We start from the raw sequence: 12,844 nt of genomic DNA, 5'->3' as shown, positions 1-12,844 counted from the left end.
ACAAACTGCCCTCAGGAACTGTTGTATCTCACAAAGTTATCCCTACCTGTTGACTCTTTTTTATTTAGTGTGACAATCTAAAATCCTGTCACACTTTACACGGACCTGTCATGACGGAAGTTGCGGTTATTAACCATAAAAAACGTAAGAATAGCCCGCGAATTGTCCAGTCAAACGAACTGACTGAGGCGGCATACAGTCTATCTCGCGATCAAAAGCGTATGCTTTATCTCTTTGTGGACCAGATTAGAAAATCTGACGGTACGCTGCAGGAACATGACGGGATATGTGAAATTCAAGTCGCCAAGTATGCAGAAACCTTCGGTCTGACCTCCGCCGAGGCCAGTAAAGATATCCGTCAGGCGTTGAAGGGGTTCGCGGGTAAGGAAGTGGTCTTTTATCGCCCCGAAGAAGATGCGGGTGAAGAGAAGGGATATGAATCCTTTCCCTGGTTCATCAAACGTGCGCATAGTCCCTCCAGAGGACTATACAGCGTACATATCAATCCTTATTTAATCCCTTTCTTCATCGGGCTTCAGAACCGTTTTACACAGTTCCGACTTAGTGAAACGAAAGAGATTACTAATCCTTATGCCATGCGTCTTTACGAGTCATTATGTCAATACCGTAAACCGGATGGTTCTGGCGTTGTGTCGCTCAAGATAGAATGGATCATGGAGCGCTACCAGCTCCCCCAGAGCTATCAGCGTATGCCAGACTTCCGCCGTCGCTTTCTGCAGGCGAGCGTCGATGAGATCAACAGCAGAACGCCAATGCGTCTTTCTTATATCGAGAAAAAGAAAGGCCGCCAGACAACACATATAGTCTTTTCTTTCAGTGATATAACCTCTATTCAACCTGTGTAACACTGAGGGTTATCTGTCACAGTTCAGAGGGTGGTATGTCACACCATAATTAAAGATCTGAGGGTGATTTGTCACAGTACAGACCACCTTCATTTGCCCACGCTGGTTTTCAGGTACTAAATGAAGCCAATTTTGTGATTTAAAAACACTTAGTGAGGGCAATTTGTCACAGTTACCTCAGTACAGCTTGTCACATATCCCCTCAGCCCTGAGTGTAGTTTGTCACACTACGGATAATGCACTCCACTTCAGACTGAGGGTTTATTGTCACTGTTTGAATTCAACGCCTCTACCTGTAACTACTGGTGCATTTTTCCTGCACTAAAAATGTGTTTGAGCAAGAAGCTGTTAAATGTCCTGTCTGAAGGTTCTGGCCAGCCCGGAGGATCTGTTAAGAGCACGCCCTCCTGCTCCATCCAGCTATGTGTTTGTTGTTTTCGCGCAATATATTCCTCAGATTCATAGCCCATTGTTTCAATGATGAAAGTGGTAACTGTATTTTCTTTTCTCGGTACCACATTCAGTATGAAATCAGGATGAATGACCTCTTCCACCCCATTCATAATGCTTTTCGACGTGAAGAGTGGCTTGCTGAGGCTGATCGCCTCCGGATGATTGGCCTGACGGCCTGCATAGCTGCTGGCGTTTATTATTACCTTAAGGGTGTCGCGCTCTTTATTGCTATCCACTGGCACCGGATTATCAAGCGTATACGCGGCATGAGCATAGCCTTCATGGCAGTAAACTTTCCCATCTCTCCCTCTACGGTATTCCAGTATTGCCCAGTAAGGCGCCCGGCTGCCAGCGTTGTATGTGCTTTCACCATTGATGCTGACGCGGGCTTCAGGCCTATGGACAAAAGTATTACCCCGAACGGTGAAGGTTACTTCTTCTCGGTTGGCATCGGTCGCAATACCCATGATATACACGCATGCCTCCTTATCACTGCTATCTGTTCCCAGAGAAACTTCCAGTTGGGTCAACATGTCGTTAATCCGTTCGTGGGACAACCAGGGCGCGCAGCTGAACAGCATATTCAGCAGAGTTCCATTGCCCATTGAATATTCATCCAGCACTTCTTTTATTCTGTTGATCGAACCGACAAGGCCCGGACTTTGAAACTCTGGTACCAGTTCAATTTGATTCAGGCCGGCTGCCTGAATGAGTGTCAGCAATTTTCGGCCCAGAGCCGGAATGGGTTTAAGAGTTTTGCGTCGAGGCTTTCTGGGCACTACCGGCCCTTCCACAGAGGTGATTCTGGTTTCTTTCTTCTTGTCTGGTAACCAGTCATTTTCACCTACCGGGTATAACGGGCTGGTTTTTCCTTCAGTGACGCTATTATCAGCATCCTTACTTTTCTTTAGCCTGAACAAAGGGCATTGTTCATCATGATATCTTGTCGTCTTAACGTGGCGTAATTTGGCAGCATTTACCTCGCAGTTAAAAGGTCCTTCAGTGATCGTGTCATTTTCGACGCAATCACATTTTACCCATAACTCACGGCGGTCCATTTCTTCAAACACTGTTTTTGCTATACGTAAATCGGCCTGTGATGGCTTACGACCGTTGCTGCAGACTTGCAGCAAAGCGTCCCTTTCAGCCATGTTAAGTTTACGTACAAAACCCCCTCGTGGGTCTGTTTTCCATACCAGCTCCATACGGACTCCTTCATTATAACTAGCAGCAAGATAGCAGATAGATAGCTGCAATATATATGTTAAAAAAAGATAGCTGCAAGATTGCATTCATCTTGCAGCTATCTATTAGTAGCCCTGCTGTTTTTTATATGCGGCAATCGCATTTTCCAATACTTCAACTAGCCTGAGTCCTTCACGATCTGCGATGTCTCTAATCTCATTATCAAGTTCAGGAGTGATGCGTGTCGCAAACGCTAATGTCCGATTTGTCTTTCTTGCTGAACGGCCATCGCGCCGGGTGTAAGGCAGGTCATTCGGTCTATCATTTTCCTGTTCAGACTTTGAGTAAGGCACTGGCTCTGATAATTGTTGAGGCTCAGCTGGCGCTATCTCGGGTGCATTTAAACTGGTTGCCACTTCATCAGGACCTGGAGGTGACCCAAGCCCTATCCGAGCACGTTTAGATTTTAGTTTCGATGCATCAGCCATTACTCTTCTCCAATCTTATCTATGAGCGCCTGGATAAGCTCATCTGCTCTTTCATTTAAACCTTTGTAGCGTGTTTCAGTTACAGCAAGCCCCGAATTCATAGCCTTTCTGTAAGCTGGTTTTTCAAAGAGGCAACCTGCTAGAGTTTCGTAACCGGCTTCACTGATGTACGCACGGGCATCAAGTTCTTCAGCCTCCGTTCCAACCCGGCTTAAAGCGAAAACCAGTTTTGAACGTGGAATTCCTTCCTTTACCAGCGCATTGAAAACTTTAATTGCTGGAACAAGATCATCCAAAGATGCACCGGTTGGCTGAACTATTAGATCGGCAACTTTAGCAATTTCAGATGTTCCTTTACTGGCTCGAGCTGGTCCATCGAGGATGAGAAGTTCATAATCATCTGCTGACTCGATCGCTTGTTTTGCTGTGGAGAAAACTTCAACCGATGCTACTGGCGGCAGACCGGCTGCAAGACGTCTACGGTGCCACTCTGCACTCGTAGCCTGCTCCAAATCGAGGTCAGCTAATTTTGTTTTAATACCACATGCAGAAGCTTCACGAGCTAAGGCTCTCGCTTTGGTACTTTTGCCAACGCCGCCTTTCTGTGAAATCAAACCTACTATCCAGGCCATTATGCCCCCTATCTTGCTGCAATCTAGCAGCTAGCAATCTTTGAGTTAGTAGTAGCTACCATAAAGTTATGTAGCAATCTAGCTGCAAGATATCAGCTATTTAATTGTCTTGCAAGATATCTGCAATCTAGCAGCAAGATAGAATCTTGCTATTAAAATTATAGTGCATAAACTTATATGGCTTTATGGTTTCTTGAAGTTTCCTGGTTAGCTGCAAGATAGCAGCTAACATTAAGCTGTGGCTTTTAAACCATGGAAATCGTGGTATATCCTTCTGCAATCTAGCTGCAAGATAATATCATGCTAACAAATTACAGTGCATAAACACATCAGGCAGCTTGGGATAGTGCGGGTTCCATGTTAGCTGCAATCTAGCAGCAAGATCAGTTATTGATGTAGCTATGATATATGCTTAATCATCGTTACGGCTTCTGCTTCTGACATATGAAATTGAACCCTGTGACGCGCAGCGACATCCAGCGCAAACACCTTGGTATACACCTCCGTCGAACTGATGCTCTTATGCCCCATTAAACTCTGCAGTACCTTCAGTGGAATACCGGCGTACAGCATATGCATGGCGTAGGAATGGCGGAACGTGTGCGGTGTTACCGGTACGGAGAACGTCACCCCGTCGGCCGCCGCCGCTTCAACCGCTTCGCCGAGCCAGGTGCGGACAGTGCGATCGGTGATCTCCCAGATGCGTGCCTTCTCGGTTCTGCCGGTGCGCTTGTTACGTCGTTCAAGAGGAATTTTCAGCGTGGCCACCATCATCTCCAGCTGGCCGACATAGTTCGCATCGGAAAGCGGTACCAGGCGGTGTGCCTGACTGCCCGCGGGCGCACGCCCTGCTGTTCTGGCGGCTTTTTCGGCCCGTTGTTTGAGTGTGGCCAGCTGCACGAACGGGTAGGGCAGCGCCAGGGAAAAATCACTCCGGGTCAGCGCCAGCGCCTCGTTAATGCGTGCGCCGGTATTCCAGAGGGTGGCCAGCAACATCTTGCGGTGGAGATCGGGTACATAGTGGAGCAGGGCGCTCACTTCCGGTGCCAGCAGGTATTTCGGCAGTTCGTCCTGAACGAGAGCCATCTGGCGCAGGGCCAGCGCGGCCGGGTAGTCGATGGCCACCGGCAGCTGCGCGGCGGAAAAAGAAACGCCCTGGCCCGGTATTGCCGGCATCATTGTTTGTTCTCCTTAGTAGGCAGGTATTGTTCCTCGGAATGTTGAGCCTTCAGACTCCCGGGCTGATCATTTTCATGGGTTGTCTCACGGCTTCGTTTCAGCTTACTGTAGAGCCAGCAGGGAATAAAAATGGGGGAGAACATGATGAAAGATATGAGTTTTGTCAGTAAAACATCCCACTGGCGTTCTGTCAGATACCGGATTTGCCCTGCCTGATATGACTGATTCGATTTCAGGCATTCAATCTCACGCTTCTGGCTTTCGCACAGTCGGTGCAATTCATCAACGCCCTTATGCAAAGGCACAGCGATAAGGGGGCTATGAAGACCTTTAGGGTACTGAAGCTCGCCTACGGTTAAGGGGAGGGATAGTCTTCCGCCTGGTTCGAACCTGAATCCGATACCGTTCCAGAAGCGATCCCGGCGAAGCATATTTTCCATGTCATTTTCATCGACAGGGGATGTCCGGATACGTTTCACAGGGGTATCAGATGGAAGAGTCTTTGCCCAGGAAATCAGCTGAATCATGATCCAGGAGCCAAGTCCGCGTCCCCGCAAATTGTAGTCAAGCATAAAATCCGAATTCGTAAGGTCCAGTTCGGTTGTGCCATCCCAGATATTAACTGTAAACTCCGCTTTGTACTCAGACTCCTGATGCCAGCCTCCCCCGTCCCAGTAAAGGGAAAGAGTACATGTGCGACCAGCCAGTTTTCTTTTCACGTCAATACCACCACTGGCTGGAGAGTAAGTTTCCTTAAGGGTTCTGATGACGACCACCCTGCAGGCTTGCTGGTATCGGCCACCTGTACGGCTCTCAGGCAAGGTCAGCAGCCAGGCATTACTGGATTCATCAAATTTTGGTACATCCACCGTATATATTCCTTTTCCTGTAAATCGCTTCAGTCCAGCTCCGGTATAAAACGGTCTGGCTCAAACGGCCATCGCTTGTCGCCTTGGGAATACACCTCGATCCACGCCAGTGTCCCCTGCTCAAAATACAGGTGATAACCGTCACCGGCACTGAGGGTCAGCATCCCGTTAAAACAGGTATCGGTTCGCGTACCGTCACCCATCCAGCGAAGCAGGCGGCCTTCAGCGGAAATCTCGTAAAATTCACACTCGCAGTCCAGGTCGTCGGTCTGAAAGTCCGTCCCGGTGACTCCGTCCGGCATCCGGTACCGGAATCTGACCGTATCAAACATTCCCATACTTTTGCTTCCTTAAATTGTTGAGAAATCCCCCCATCAATCATTTCGTCGTAGCGCAGCAAAAAATTCAATACCCGCGGATTCGGAGGGCAAACTGAACACCCCTGAGGCAGCGTTGAGTGGGGCAGCGGACACGAGATCCAGTTCCGGATAAGGGTGTAACGACCGGAACCCTTCGGGAACCGGATTGGGCATACAGTCAGTAAGCAGCCAGCCCTGGAAGGGGTTTAACCGGTCGAACCATGCCACCACCTGATTGTCCCAGGTCACGATCCGGTAAAACTGTTCACCGGGCTGGAGCCACAGCTTCTCATGGCCCTGTGTATTGAGTCTCTGGCATGTCTGCCAGAGTCCGGGATTGTCCGGATTGTTCATCTCGATTCCTTACTCGTTAATGGGAACGTTCTGGCATCCATCCTGCTTTCATCATCATGGCTGTGACATTAAGTTATTTTCACTGCCGTTATGTTTCCGGATGCGATAATAAGCAGCCATATAGCCACGTCGTTAAATTACCGGAAGCCCGTTCCGGCTGGATCCGATTTTCTGGCATATAACAACTTTCCGGAAGTCTACCACGGTCAGGGAATAACCACACCGGCCTTTTATGGAGGTGAGCAGGCGGTCGCGGGGCAGGGGAGCAACACAACATATAGAAGATAACGCAGCTGACGGCGTGGCACATATTGTGTTTCTGCGCTGCGGCGCGCCGGAGGGCTTAAGGAAGATCCGGAACCTGGGGTTTTCGGATCTCCCGTAAGAAAGAGAAGGATTGCTGCTGTATAATCACGAATTCATGTTGATTATTGCGATTTGGGAATTATTGTCTTTCGGGAACTAAAAGGCGCTGATTATTGCACTGAGTGGACAAATCATACTGAGGCGTATATGCGACGAAGCGGCAGGCATTATTTTCATCCTGAACGCTCTTCCCGCCCTTTGTTATCGTGTCCGGTCAGTAAAGTCCGCTTTGTGCCAAAGCGGACGTTGCTACCAAACAGTCTGAGTGATTCAGCAAAGCGTCAGTCGTCATATATTTTCAGGACAAAGATGCACGCGGAACCAGTCAACAACCCTATTTATGACAACGGGTTGATACCAGTGATCATCACCGTGTTCTGCGCCTTCGATAAGGACGTAGTCCGCTTTGTTTCCCGATTCCAAAAGGGCTTTGTAAAGCGTTGCGCTCTGTTTAGGTGATACTAATGTATCCTTACTTCCATGCATTATTAGGAACGGAGGTTTACATCCCTTGAGACGCCCTATGGGGCTTGCATTTATCGCTTTTTCAGGTACAGAACTGATTGAGGCACCTGCAAAATTCTTGAAAGCCACACCATTAATTAGCAGTGACTCCGTGACTGCAGGAGACTGATGCACTTTTTGTCGGAGATCCGGAAAACCGTCACCTATGTTACGCAGATCTGATATTCCGTAAAGCGTAGCGACAGCCTGCACATCAGCGGACTGGCTGAGAAAATCGCCGTGATCGAATGACTTATCGCCATTAGTGGTACCAAGCATCTGCGCCAGCCAACCTCCAGCAGAATCGCCAATTACACCAATTCGTGAGGGGTCAATTCCATAATCATGGGCATGTTGACGAAGGTATCTTACTGCTGCTTTAGCATCTATCACTGGCGCAGGGAAAGTATCAGGAATTGTCCTGTATTCTGCCGCTGCAACAACAAAGCCAGCCTCCGCTAAAGCCATGCGCATTTCCACAAATTTGTTGTGTTCAGCGGTCATAAACCCTCCCCCAGGAAAATAAATGATACCTGGTTTCAAAATTTTGGTACGAGGAACAAGAAAAGACATATGCAATTGTCTGACAGAACGAGTTTTTTTTACTGTCTCATAAACCACATCACTAATATTATCTATAGGGGTTTTAGTCAAGGCGACTTGGATAATTTTTGCCCCATGAACATAACCAGGAAGATCATGATAATTAGAAGATATTTCATTATTTTCTTTAGAAATCATAAAAAAAACACCAGTTTTTAAATATTGTTTCACCAGCCCACCTATAATTCTGAAAGGGTAGGCCATCCTGTCAGATAATTTTCAAGGCCGAATTAATGGTAGCAAAAAATAAAATTCGCTTTAACACCCATTTGAAATATGTACAGACTAACATTGATGTCAGGCATACGTAAAATATAATCCTCTGTAATTACACCATCCCGACCAAGCTTGGTGAAATCGGTTCTGTCTCCGGATGACTACTGTATACATACATATCGGAAGGCTCATCAATTCAAACACTTGTATTATCTACAAATCACAAAAAGTGATATTTATATTCATAGCCAGTTACGCCCTTGGGTTATTGTTATTTTTTTCATATCTCAACCGGTCTTCACGAAAGCGATCAGCATTATCGACAATCCAGGTCCACAGCGGGATCATTCGCACAAGTAACTCCATACCTGTATCGGACAGCTCGTATTCGACTCGTGGCGGGATTTCACTGAAATCATGGCGAATAACCAGTCCGTCGCGCTCAAGCTGTCGTAATGTACGTGTCAGCATGCGCTGAGTCACTCCGTGCATACGCCTGCCAATTTCGGCGTGACGTAGTCTGCCATAAACGCCAAGCGTGTTGACGATACCCAGTGACCATCGACTGCCTGCATGAGCCAGTACCTCCCGCCGCAAGCCATCATCATCGTCTTTCAGACCCTTACAAACAGCCTGCGAATACTGAAGAATTTCGTCCCGATCCATTTCACAGATTCCCGGTATCATACGTGTACCTTCTTTTTTAGCCTGTTATGAATTGCTAGAGTGGCGCAACAATTCATGTAAGGCCAGATTATGAACAAAACTGATCTTAACGCTACGTCTGAGAAAATCCTCGTGCTCGGTGCCGGTGAGCTGGGCCTCCCCGTTCTGCGAAATCTTGCCCTTCGGGCAAAAGATGTGAAGGGAACGAAAATCAGCGTACTGCTGCGCGAAAGTACCGTAACGTCAGATGAACCCGTAAAAAAATTAGTAATCAAGGAAATCAGAAACCTCGGTATTAATATAGTTACGGGCGATCTCGTCATGAGTTCTGTCGACGATTTGGCCAGCCTCTTTGCGCAATTTGACACAGTCGTTGGCTGCACGGGGTACGCGGCCGGAATAAATACACCAATGAAACTGGCGCAGGCGGCCCTGCAGGCGCGGATTCCACGCTATTTTCCATGGCAGTTTGGTGCCGATTTTGATGCCATCGGACGTGGCAGTCCACAAGACATCTTCGACGCGCAGATTGACGTGCGTGATTTACTACGCAGCCAGCATGAAACTGAGTGGGTCATCATTTCGACCGGCATCTTCATGAGCTATTTGTTCGAACCAGACTTCGGTGTGGTCGATCTGCAGAACGATACTGTTCACGCACTCGGCAGCATTGACAACACCATGACGCTGACAACACCTGATGATATCGGGATGCTGACGGCAGCGATCGTATTTACAACTCCTCGCATCCGTAATGAAATTGTGTATATCGCCGGTGATACACTGACCTACGCAGAGGTTGCAGATAAGCTGCAATCAGCGCTTGGCCGCCCTTTCGACTGCACGGTATGGAGCGAACAATATCTGATGGATAAACTGGCGCTCAACCCACAAGACATGATGTCTAAGTATCGTGCCGTTTTTGCGCAGGGGCGGGGAGTTGCATGGGATAAAAAGCAGACATTCAATGAACGCCATAACATTGCGGTCACCGATGTGGCAGCCTGGATTAATGCAAACCTGACCCCGGGCAGCTCACTATAAACGTATTTAAGCTGCAGTAATAAATACCAGAGTCTTTCTCCTGCCTATCCGAATATGGTGATGAGAAAGACTCTGTTCCCCCTGTTGGCACTGATAGCAAAGCGGTTATGCTGTGTGCGCTGAAAACCGGCTCTCCGGTAAACCGGGGAATACGGCTGATTTCGCTCTCAGCAGCGCTCCATCATGCCTTGACGGCACAGAAAGACCCACGCTGGCACTGGTACAATACAGCGTTGTGAATGCTTCTCCCGCGAGTGTCGGACAAGTGCTCTGAATTCCTGGAGAGGGCAGGATACGGTCCGTCGTTCCGTCCGGACGATAACGTACAACACGGCTTCCTCCCCATTCGGCATTCCAGATATAGCCCATTGCGTCCACGCAGGAGCCGTCAGGCGCCCCCTTTCCTTCTGTTACAGTGAACACGCGCTGGTTATTCATAGAGGGGTAATCACAGCACATTATACGGCCCTGCATCGAGTCACAGTAATACATCGTGCTGCCGTCAGGACTAAAACAGATGCTGTTCGGGATGGCCACCTCAGGCAGGGGTAGCGTCTCAATGCTGAGTGTCGCTGCATTTAGCCTGTGAAATCTTCCTATGACTTTCGCGGGGTACCCGTCATCCATGGTCCCGAAGACGAAATTACCCTCACGGTCGCACCGACCATCCCCTGTCCGTGTTCCCGGTCCTCCTGGTGACGCCACTATCGGCATAAAGGTACCTGTATTCAGATTGCAGAAGGCGAATCTGGATGCCAGCCCCATCAGTAAAACGTCAGAATTTTCAGTAAGTGCAAACGAACCGAGGCGCTCAGGCAGGGACCAGCGCATCACAATACTGGTGTCTTCTTCAAGGGCAAGCAGCTCGCTGCCTTCAATGTCAGTCCAGTAAATCCTGCGTGTCCTCTCGCACCAGATTGGGCACTCTCCCAGCAAATTTCTGGCATCAGCAGCCACTGAAAACATGTTATTTCTCCCGCATATAAAAGTTTCGCATCGCGCCTGATCAAAAGCTTACGGCCATCTGCACTATGGCAGAGCGCCGTAAGGAGCAATTCCCATCCCATCAGGGCAAAAAACGCGCTGAAAGTTTGTCACCAAAAAGCATGATGGCGAGACCTGCCAGCATGACCAGCATGCCCCCCAGTTTGAGCAGCGAAACCGGTCGCCTAACAGCACCCAGCAGACCGAAATGGTCAATCATTTGCGACGAGAGTAATTGCCCAACGATTGCCAGCCCTAGCAGAGCTGAAAAACCGATTTTCGGTGCCAGCACCACGTAGCTGAACAACGCACAGGCACCGATCAGGCCGCCCGCCAGACTCCACGCAGGCTGCGAAGGAATAGCAGCGAGAGAGCTAAATAACCCTCCACGTAGCAGCGAGTAAATCCCGAGGCTCAACGCCCCGGCCGTAAAGGAAAAGAACGCGGCGGTGACCGGATCCCCTCCGAGTCCTTTTGCGAGCTGACTGTTCAGGGTCGTCTGCAGGGTAATACCAAGACCCGCTGTAAAAGCTATTACGTAATAAATCGCGCTCATGCTGTTATTTCCTGTCAGTTTGCCTGTACCAGCGGCAGGAATTTCTCCGCAAAGATGTCCGGCTCATACCCGGCTGCCGCAAATAGGTGCTCGCGTGATTCATCAATGGCGGCGCGAAGGCGCTCACTGTCCACACCCAGCACTTTGCCGTTCTGCTTGACGATGCGCCCGCCGATCATCACGGTATCGATATTGCTGCGTTCAGCTGCATGTACCACCGTTCCGAATGCATTTCCGTTCGGGTAAAGGTTGAGGTCAGCCGCGTTAATCAGGATCAGATCAGCCTGTTTTCCCGGCGTCAGGCTGCCTATTTTATCCTGCAGACCGGCACAAAACGCACCATCGACCGTTGCCGATTTAAGCAGCTGCGCTGCCGGGATCGTTGTCAATGAATGATCTGATTCACAGCAGTGCTGCTTATGCATGCCCATTACGCGCTGCAGATAAAACGCCACGCGCATTTCCATAAACATGTCGGTGCTGTAAGACGTTTCGTTATCCACGCTCAGGCCAGGATTGATGCCATGACGCAGCGCAGCCTCGATGGCAAACATCCCGCTTTCAATACCGTAGTGCGAATCTGAGCGCGGGCAGACGTTTACCCGCACGCCGGCTTCACGCAGGATTTCCCAGCCCTCATCAGGCAGTGCGGTACAGTGGTTAAAGATATTGTCCGGACCCAACAGGCCCTGCTGATGCAGCGATTCAAGCTCGGAGGCCATCTCAGCACCAAAGAACTCGGTCACGATCGGCAACCCCAGCCTGCGGGCCTCGGCCCACAATTCCGGCTCCAGCTGGGCCATGACGCCGAGCGTCACAAGACTATCAGGATTATCCCTGAAATATTTTTCCTGCAGACGCTGCCAGTTGCCAGGCCAGTGCGCTTTATCCCATTCGCCTGCTACCGGCGCACCGGAAGCATGAATAGCGCGAATACCGGCATCAAGCAGGGCTTCAACGGCGGCGTCTGAATGCGCTGCGGTACGGCTGTTGTGCGAGTTATCAATCATGGTAGTGATACCCGCATCAATCGCGCCCAGCGCCGTCAGGAGATTACCGACATAGATATCTGCTGGCCGGTAGTATTTCGCAAACGAGAAGTGCGTGGCGTTGCTGTAATCGTCCAGACAGGTGGCATTGGGGTTAATACGGCGTAGCTGACCTTCCCAGGCATGACGATGAGAATCGACCATTCCCGGCATGGCAATCATATTTGTTGCATCAATGACGTGAGCACCCTCGGCGTTCAGGTCCTTGCCGATTGCGGTGATGGTTGAACCTGTGACAAGAATATCGCCACGTTCATGGTTACCAACATTCTCATCCATACTCAGTATGGTTGCACCGCGGATCAGCGTTACCGGCGCATTATCCGTATGATTATTAACAATATCTCTGATGTAATCGGTCATTTGAAGTGTCTCTTTCAGGTTCAGAAGGGAAACAATACGCCTCCTGTTTAAACTGAAAAAGATGACTAACTTGTTTTCATCATTCAGAATTTACGAATAATGAGTATT

The 12,844-nt window shown here is 49.2% G+C and carries 14 protein-coding genes; 2 read left to right on the top strand and 12 right to left on the bottom strand.

What is annotated here, in order from left to right:
• The first annotated feature begins 110 nt into the window (after positions 1 to 110).
• A complete protein-coding gene (gene repE, locus M2422_RS22990) occupies positions 111 to 866 on the top strand; it encodes a replication initiation protein RepE (protein WP_023337966.1) in 756 nt (251 codons plus the stop codon).
• 299 nt (positions 867 to 1,165) lie between these two features.
• Here repE and M2422_RS22985 read toward each other — a convergent pair whose 3' ends face one another.
• The 9 genes from M2422_RS22985 to M2422_RS22945 form a co-directional block, all read right to left on the bottom strand.
• Positions 1,166 to 2,524 carry a hypothetical protein gene (locus M2422_RS22985; RefSeq protein WP_259142972.1) on the bottom strand — a complete coding sequence of 453 codons (1,359 nt, stop codon included), beginning with the start codon at positions 2,522 to 2,524 and terminating at the stop codon, positions 1,166 to 1,168.
• A 105-nt stretch (positions 2,525 to 2,629) separates the two neighbouring features.
• On the bottom strand, positions 2,630 to 2,992 hold the full coding sequence (locus tag M2422_RS22980; protein ID WP_259142970.1) for a hypothetical protein: 363 nt from the start codon (positions 2,990 to 2,992) through the stop codon (positions 2,630 to 2,632).
• The gene (locus M2422_RS22975) at positions 2,992 to 3,624 is read right to left on the bottom strand and encodes a ParA family protein (RefSeq protein ID WP_259142967.1); all 633 of its coding nucleotides are present in this window, start codon (positions 3,622 to 3,624) and stop codon (positions 2,992 to 2,994) included. Before M2422_RS22975 ends, M2422_RS22980 begins: the two co-directional genes overlap by 1 nt.
• Positions 3,625 to 4,023: 399 nt before the next feature.
• Positions 4,024 to 4,803, bottom strand: coding sequence for a site-specific integrase (locus M2422_RS22970; RefSeq protein WP_259142965.1), 780 nt, complete (start codon positions 4,801 to 4,803; stop codon positions 4,024 to 4,026).
• Positions 4,800 to 5,672, bottom strand: a complete 873-nt coding sequence (locus M2422_RS22965) for a hypothetical protein (protein WP_259142963.1) — start codon at positions 5,670 to 5,672, stop codon at positions 4,800 to 4,802. The genes M2422_RS22970 and M2422_RS22965 overlap by 4 nt, the downstream gene beginning before the upstream one ends.
• Before the next feature lie 29 nt (positions 5,673 to 5,701).
• Positions 5,702 to 6,010 carry a hypothetical protein gene (locus tag M2422_RS23965; RefSeq protein ID WP_163333641.1) on the bottom strand — a complete coding sequence of 103 codons (309 nt, stop codon included), beginning with the start codon at positions 6,008 to 6,010 and terminating at the stop codon, positions 5,702 to 5,704.
• Positions 6,011 to 6,046: 36 nt separating this feature from the next.
• Positions 6,047 to 6,385, bottom strand: a complete 339-nt coding sequence (locus tag M2422_RS22955; RefSeq protein WP_259142962.1) for a hypothetical protein — start codon at positions 6,383 to 6,385, stop codon at positions 6,047 to 6,049.
• A gap of 654 nt (positions 6,386 to 7,039) precedes the next feature.
• The gene (locus M2422_RS22950) at positions 7,040 to 7,996 is read right to left on the bottom strand and encodes an alpha/beta hydrolase (protein WP_214578610.1); all 957 of its coding nucleotides are present in this window, start codon (positions 7,994 to 7,996) and stop codon (positions 7,040 to 7,042) included.
• A gap of 330 nt (positions 7,997 to 8,326) precedes the next feature.
• Positions 8,327 to 8,761: a helix-turn-helix domain-containing protein gene (locus tag M2422_RS22945; RefSeq protein WP_197719739.1), complete on the bottom strand. Its 435-nt coding sequence runs from the start codon at positions 8,759 to 8,761 to the stop codon at positions 8,327 to 8,329.
• A gap of 69 nt (positions 8,762 to 8,830) precedes the next feature.
• Between M2422_RS22945 and M2422_RS22940 the strand changes: the two genes are divergently transcribed.
• A complete protein-coding gene (locus M2422_RS22940) occupies positions 8,831 to 9,784 on the top strand; it encodes an aromatic alcohol reductase (protein ID WP_063432453.1) in 954 nt (317 codons plus the stop codon).
• Between the two features lie 105 nt (positions 9,785 to 9,889).
• Here the strand turns inward: M2422_RS22940 and M2422_RS22935 are convergent, their stop codons facing one another.
• The 3 genes from M2422_RS22935 to M2422_RS22925 all read right to left on the bottom strand — a co-directional run bounded on the left by M2422_RS22935 (position 9,890) and on the right by M2422_RS22925 (position 12,736).
• Complete coding sequence (locus tag M2422_RS22935) at positions 9,890 to 10,750, bottom strand: SMP-30/gluconolactonase/LRE family protein (RefSeq protein ID WP_259142958.1); 861 nt, start codon at positions 10,748 to 10,750, stop codon at positions 9,890 to 9,892.
• 100 nt (positions 10,751 to 10,850) lie between these two features.
• The gene (locus M2422_RS22930) at positions 10,851 to 11,324 is read right to left on the bottom strand and encodes a DMT family transporter (RefSeq protein WP_259142956.1); all 474 of its coding nucleotides are present in this window, start codon (positions 11,322 to 11,324) and stop codon (positions 10,851 to 10,853) included.
• A gap of 14 nt (positions 11,325 to 11,338) precedes the next feature.
• Positions 11,339 to 12,736 (bottom strand): amidohydrolase family protein, encoded by a 1,398-nt coding sequence (locus M2422_RS22925; RefSeq protein ID WP_177333309.1) that lies wholly within the window; start codon positions 12,734 to 12,736, stop codon positions 11,339 to 11,341.
• Between the last annotated feature and the right edge of the window lie 108 nt (positions 12,737 to 12,844).

The organism is Enterobacter sp. SLBN-59, from assembly GCF_024807915.1.
Taxonomy (GTDB): domain Bacteria; phylum Pseudomonadota; class Gammaproteobacteria; order Enterobacterales; family Enterobacteriaceae; genus Enterobacter; species Enterobacter asburiae_B.
The sequence above is the reverse complement of the archived record's forward strand: the minus strand, read 5'-3'. Positions and strand labels throughout refer to the sequence as shown.

Coding starts and splice junctions, on each gene's coding strand:
- M2422_RS23965 (WP_163333641.1), bottom strand. CDS start 6,010: ATGGGAATGTTTGATACGGTCAGATTCCGGTACCGGATGCCGGACGGA.
- M2422_RS22930 (WP_259142956.1), bottom strand. CDS start 11,324: ATGAGCGCGATTTATTACGTAATAGCTTTTACAGCGGGTCTTGGTATT.
- M2422_RS22925 (WP_177333309.1), bottom strand. CDS start 12,736: ATGACCGATTACATCAGAGATATTGTTAATAATCATACGGATAATGCG.
- M2422_RS22955 (WP_259142962.1), bottom strand. CDS start 6,385: ATGAACAATCCGGACAATCCCGGACTCTGGCAGACATGCCAGAGACTC.
- M2422_RS22975 (WP_259142967.1), bottom strand. CDS start 3,624: ATGGCCTGGATAGTAGGTTTGATTTCACAGAAAGGCGGCGTTGGCAAA.
- M2422_RS22950 (WP_214578610.1), bottom strand. CDS start 7,996: ATGATTTCTAAAGAAAATAATGAAATATCTTCTAATTATCATGATCTT.
- M2422_RS22980 (WP_259142970.1), bottom strand. CDS start 2,992: ATGGCTGATGCATCGAAACTAAAATCTAAACGTGCTCGGATAGGGCTT.
- M2422_RS22935 (WP_259142958.1), bottom strand. CDS start 10,750: ATGTTTTCAGTGGCTGCTGATGCCAGAAATTTGCTGGGAGAGTGCCCA.
- M2422_RS22945 (WP_197719739.1), bottom strand. CDS start 8,761: ATGATACCGGGAATCTGTGAAATGGATCGGGACGAAATTCTTCAGTAT.
- repE (WP_023337966.1), top strand. CDS start 111: ATGACGGAAGTTGCGGTTATTAACCATAAAAAACGTAAGAATAGCCCG.
- M2422_RS22940 (WP_063432453.1), top strand. CDS start 8,831: ATGAACAAAACTGATCTTAACGCTACGTCTGAGAAAATCCTCGTGCTC.
- M2422_RS22985 (WP_259142972.1), bottom strand. CDS start 2,524: ATGGAGCTGGTATGGAAAACAGACCCACGAGGGGGTTTTGTACGTAAA.
- M2422_RS22970 (WP_259142965.1), bottom strand. CDS start 4,803: ATGATGCCGGCAATACCGGGCCAGGGCGTTTCTTTTTCCGCCGCGCAG.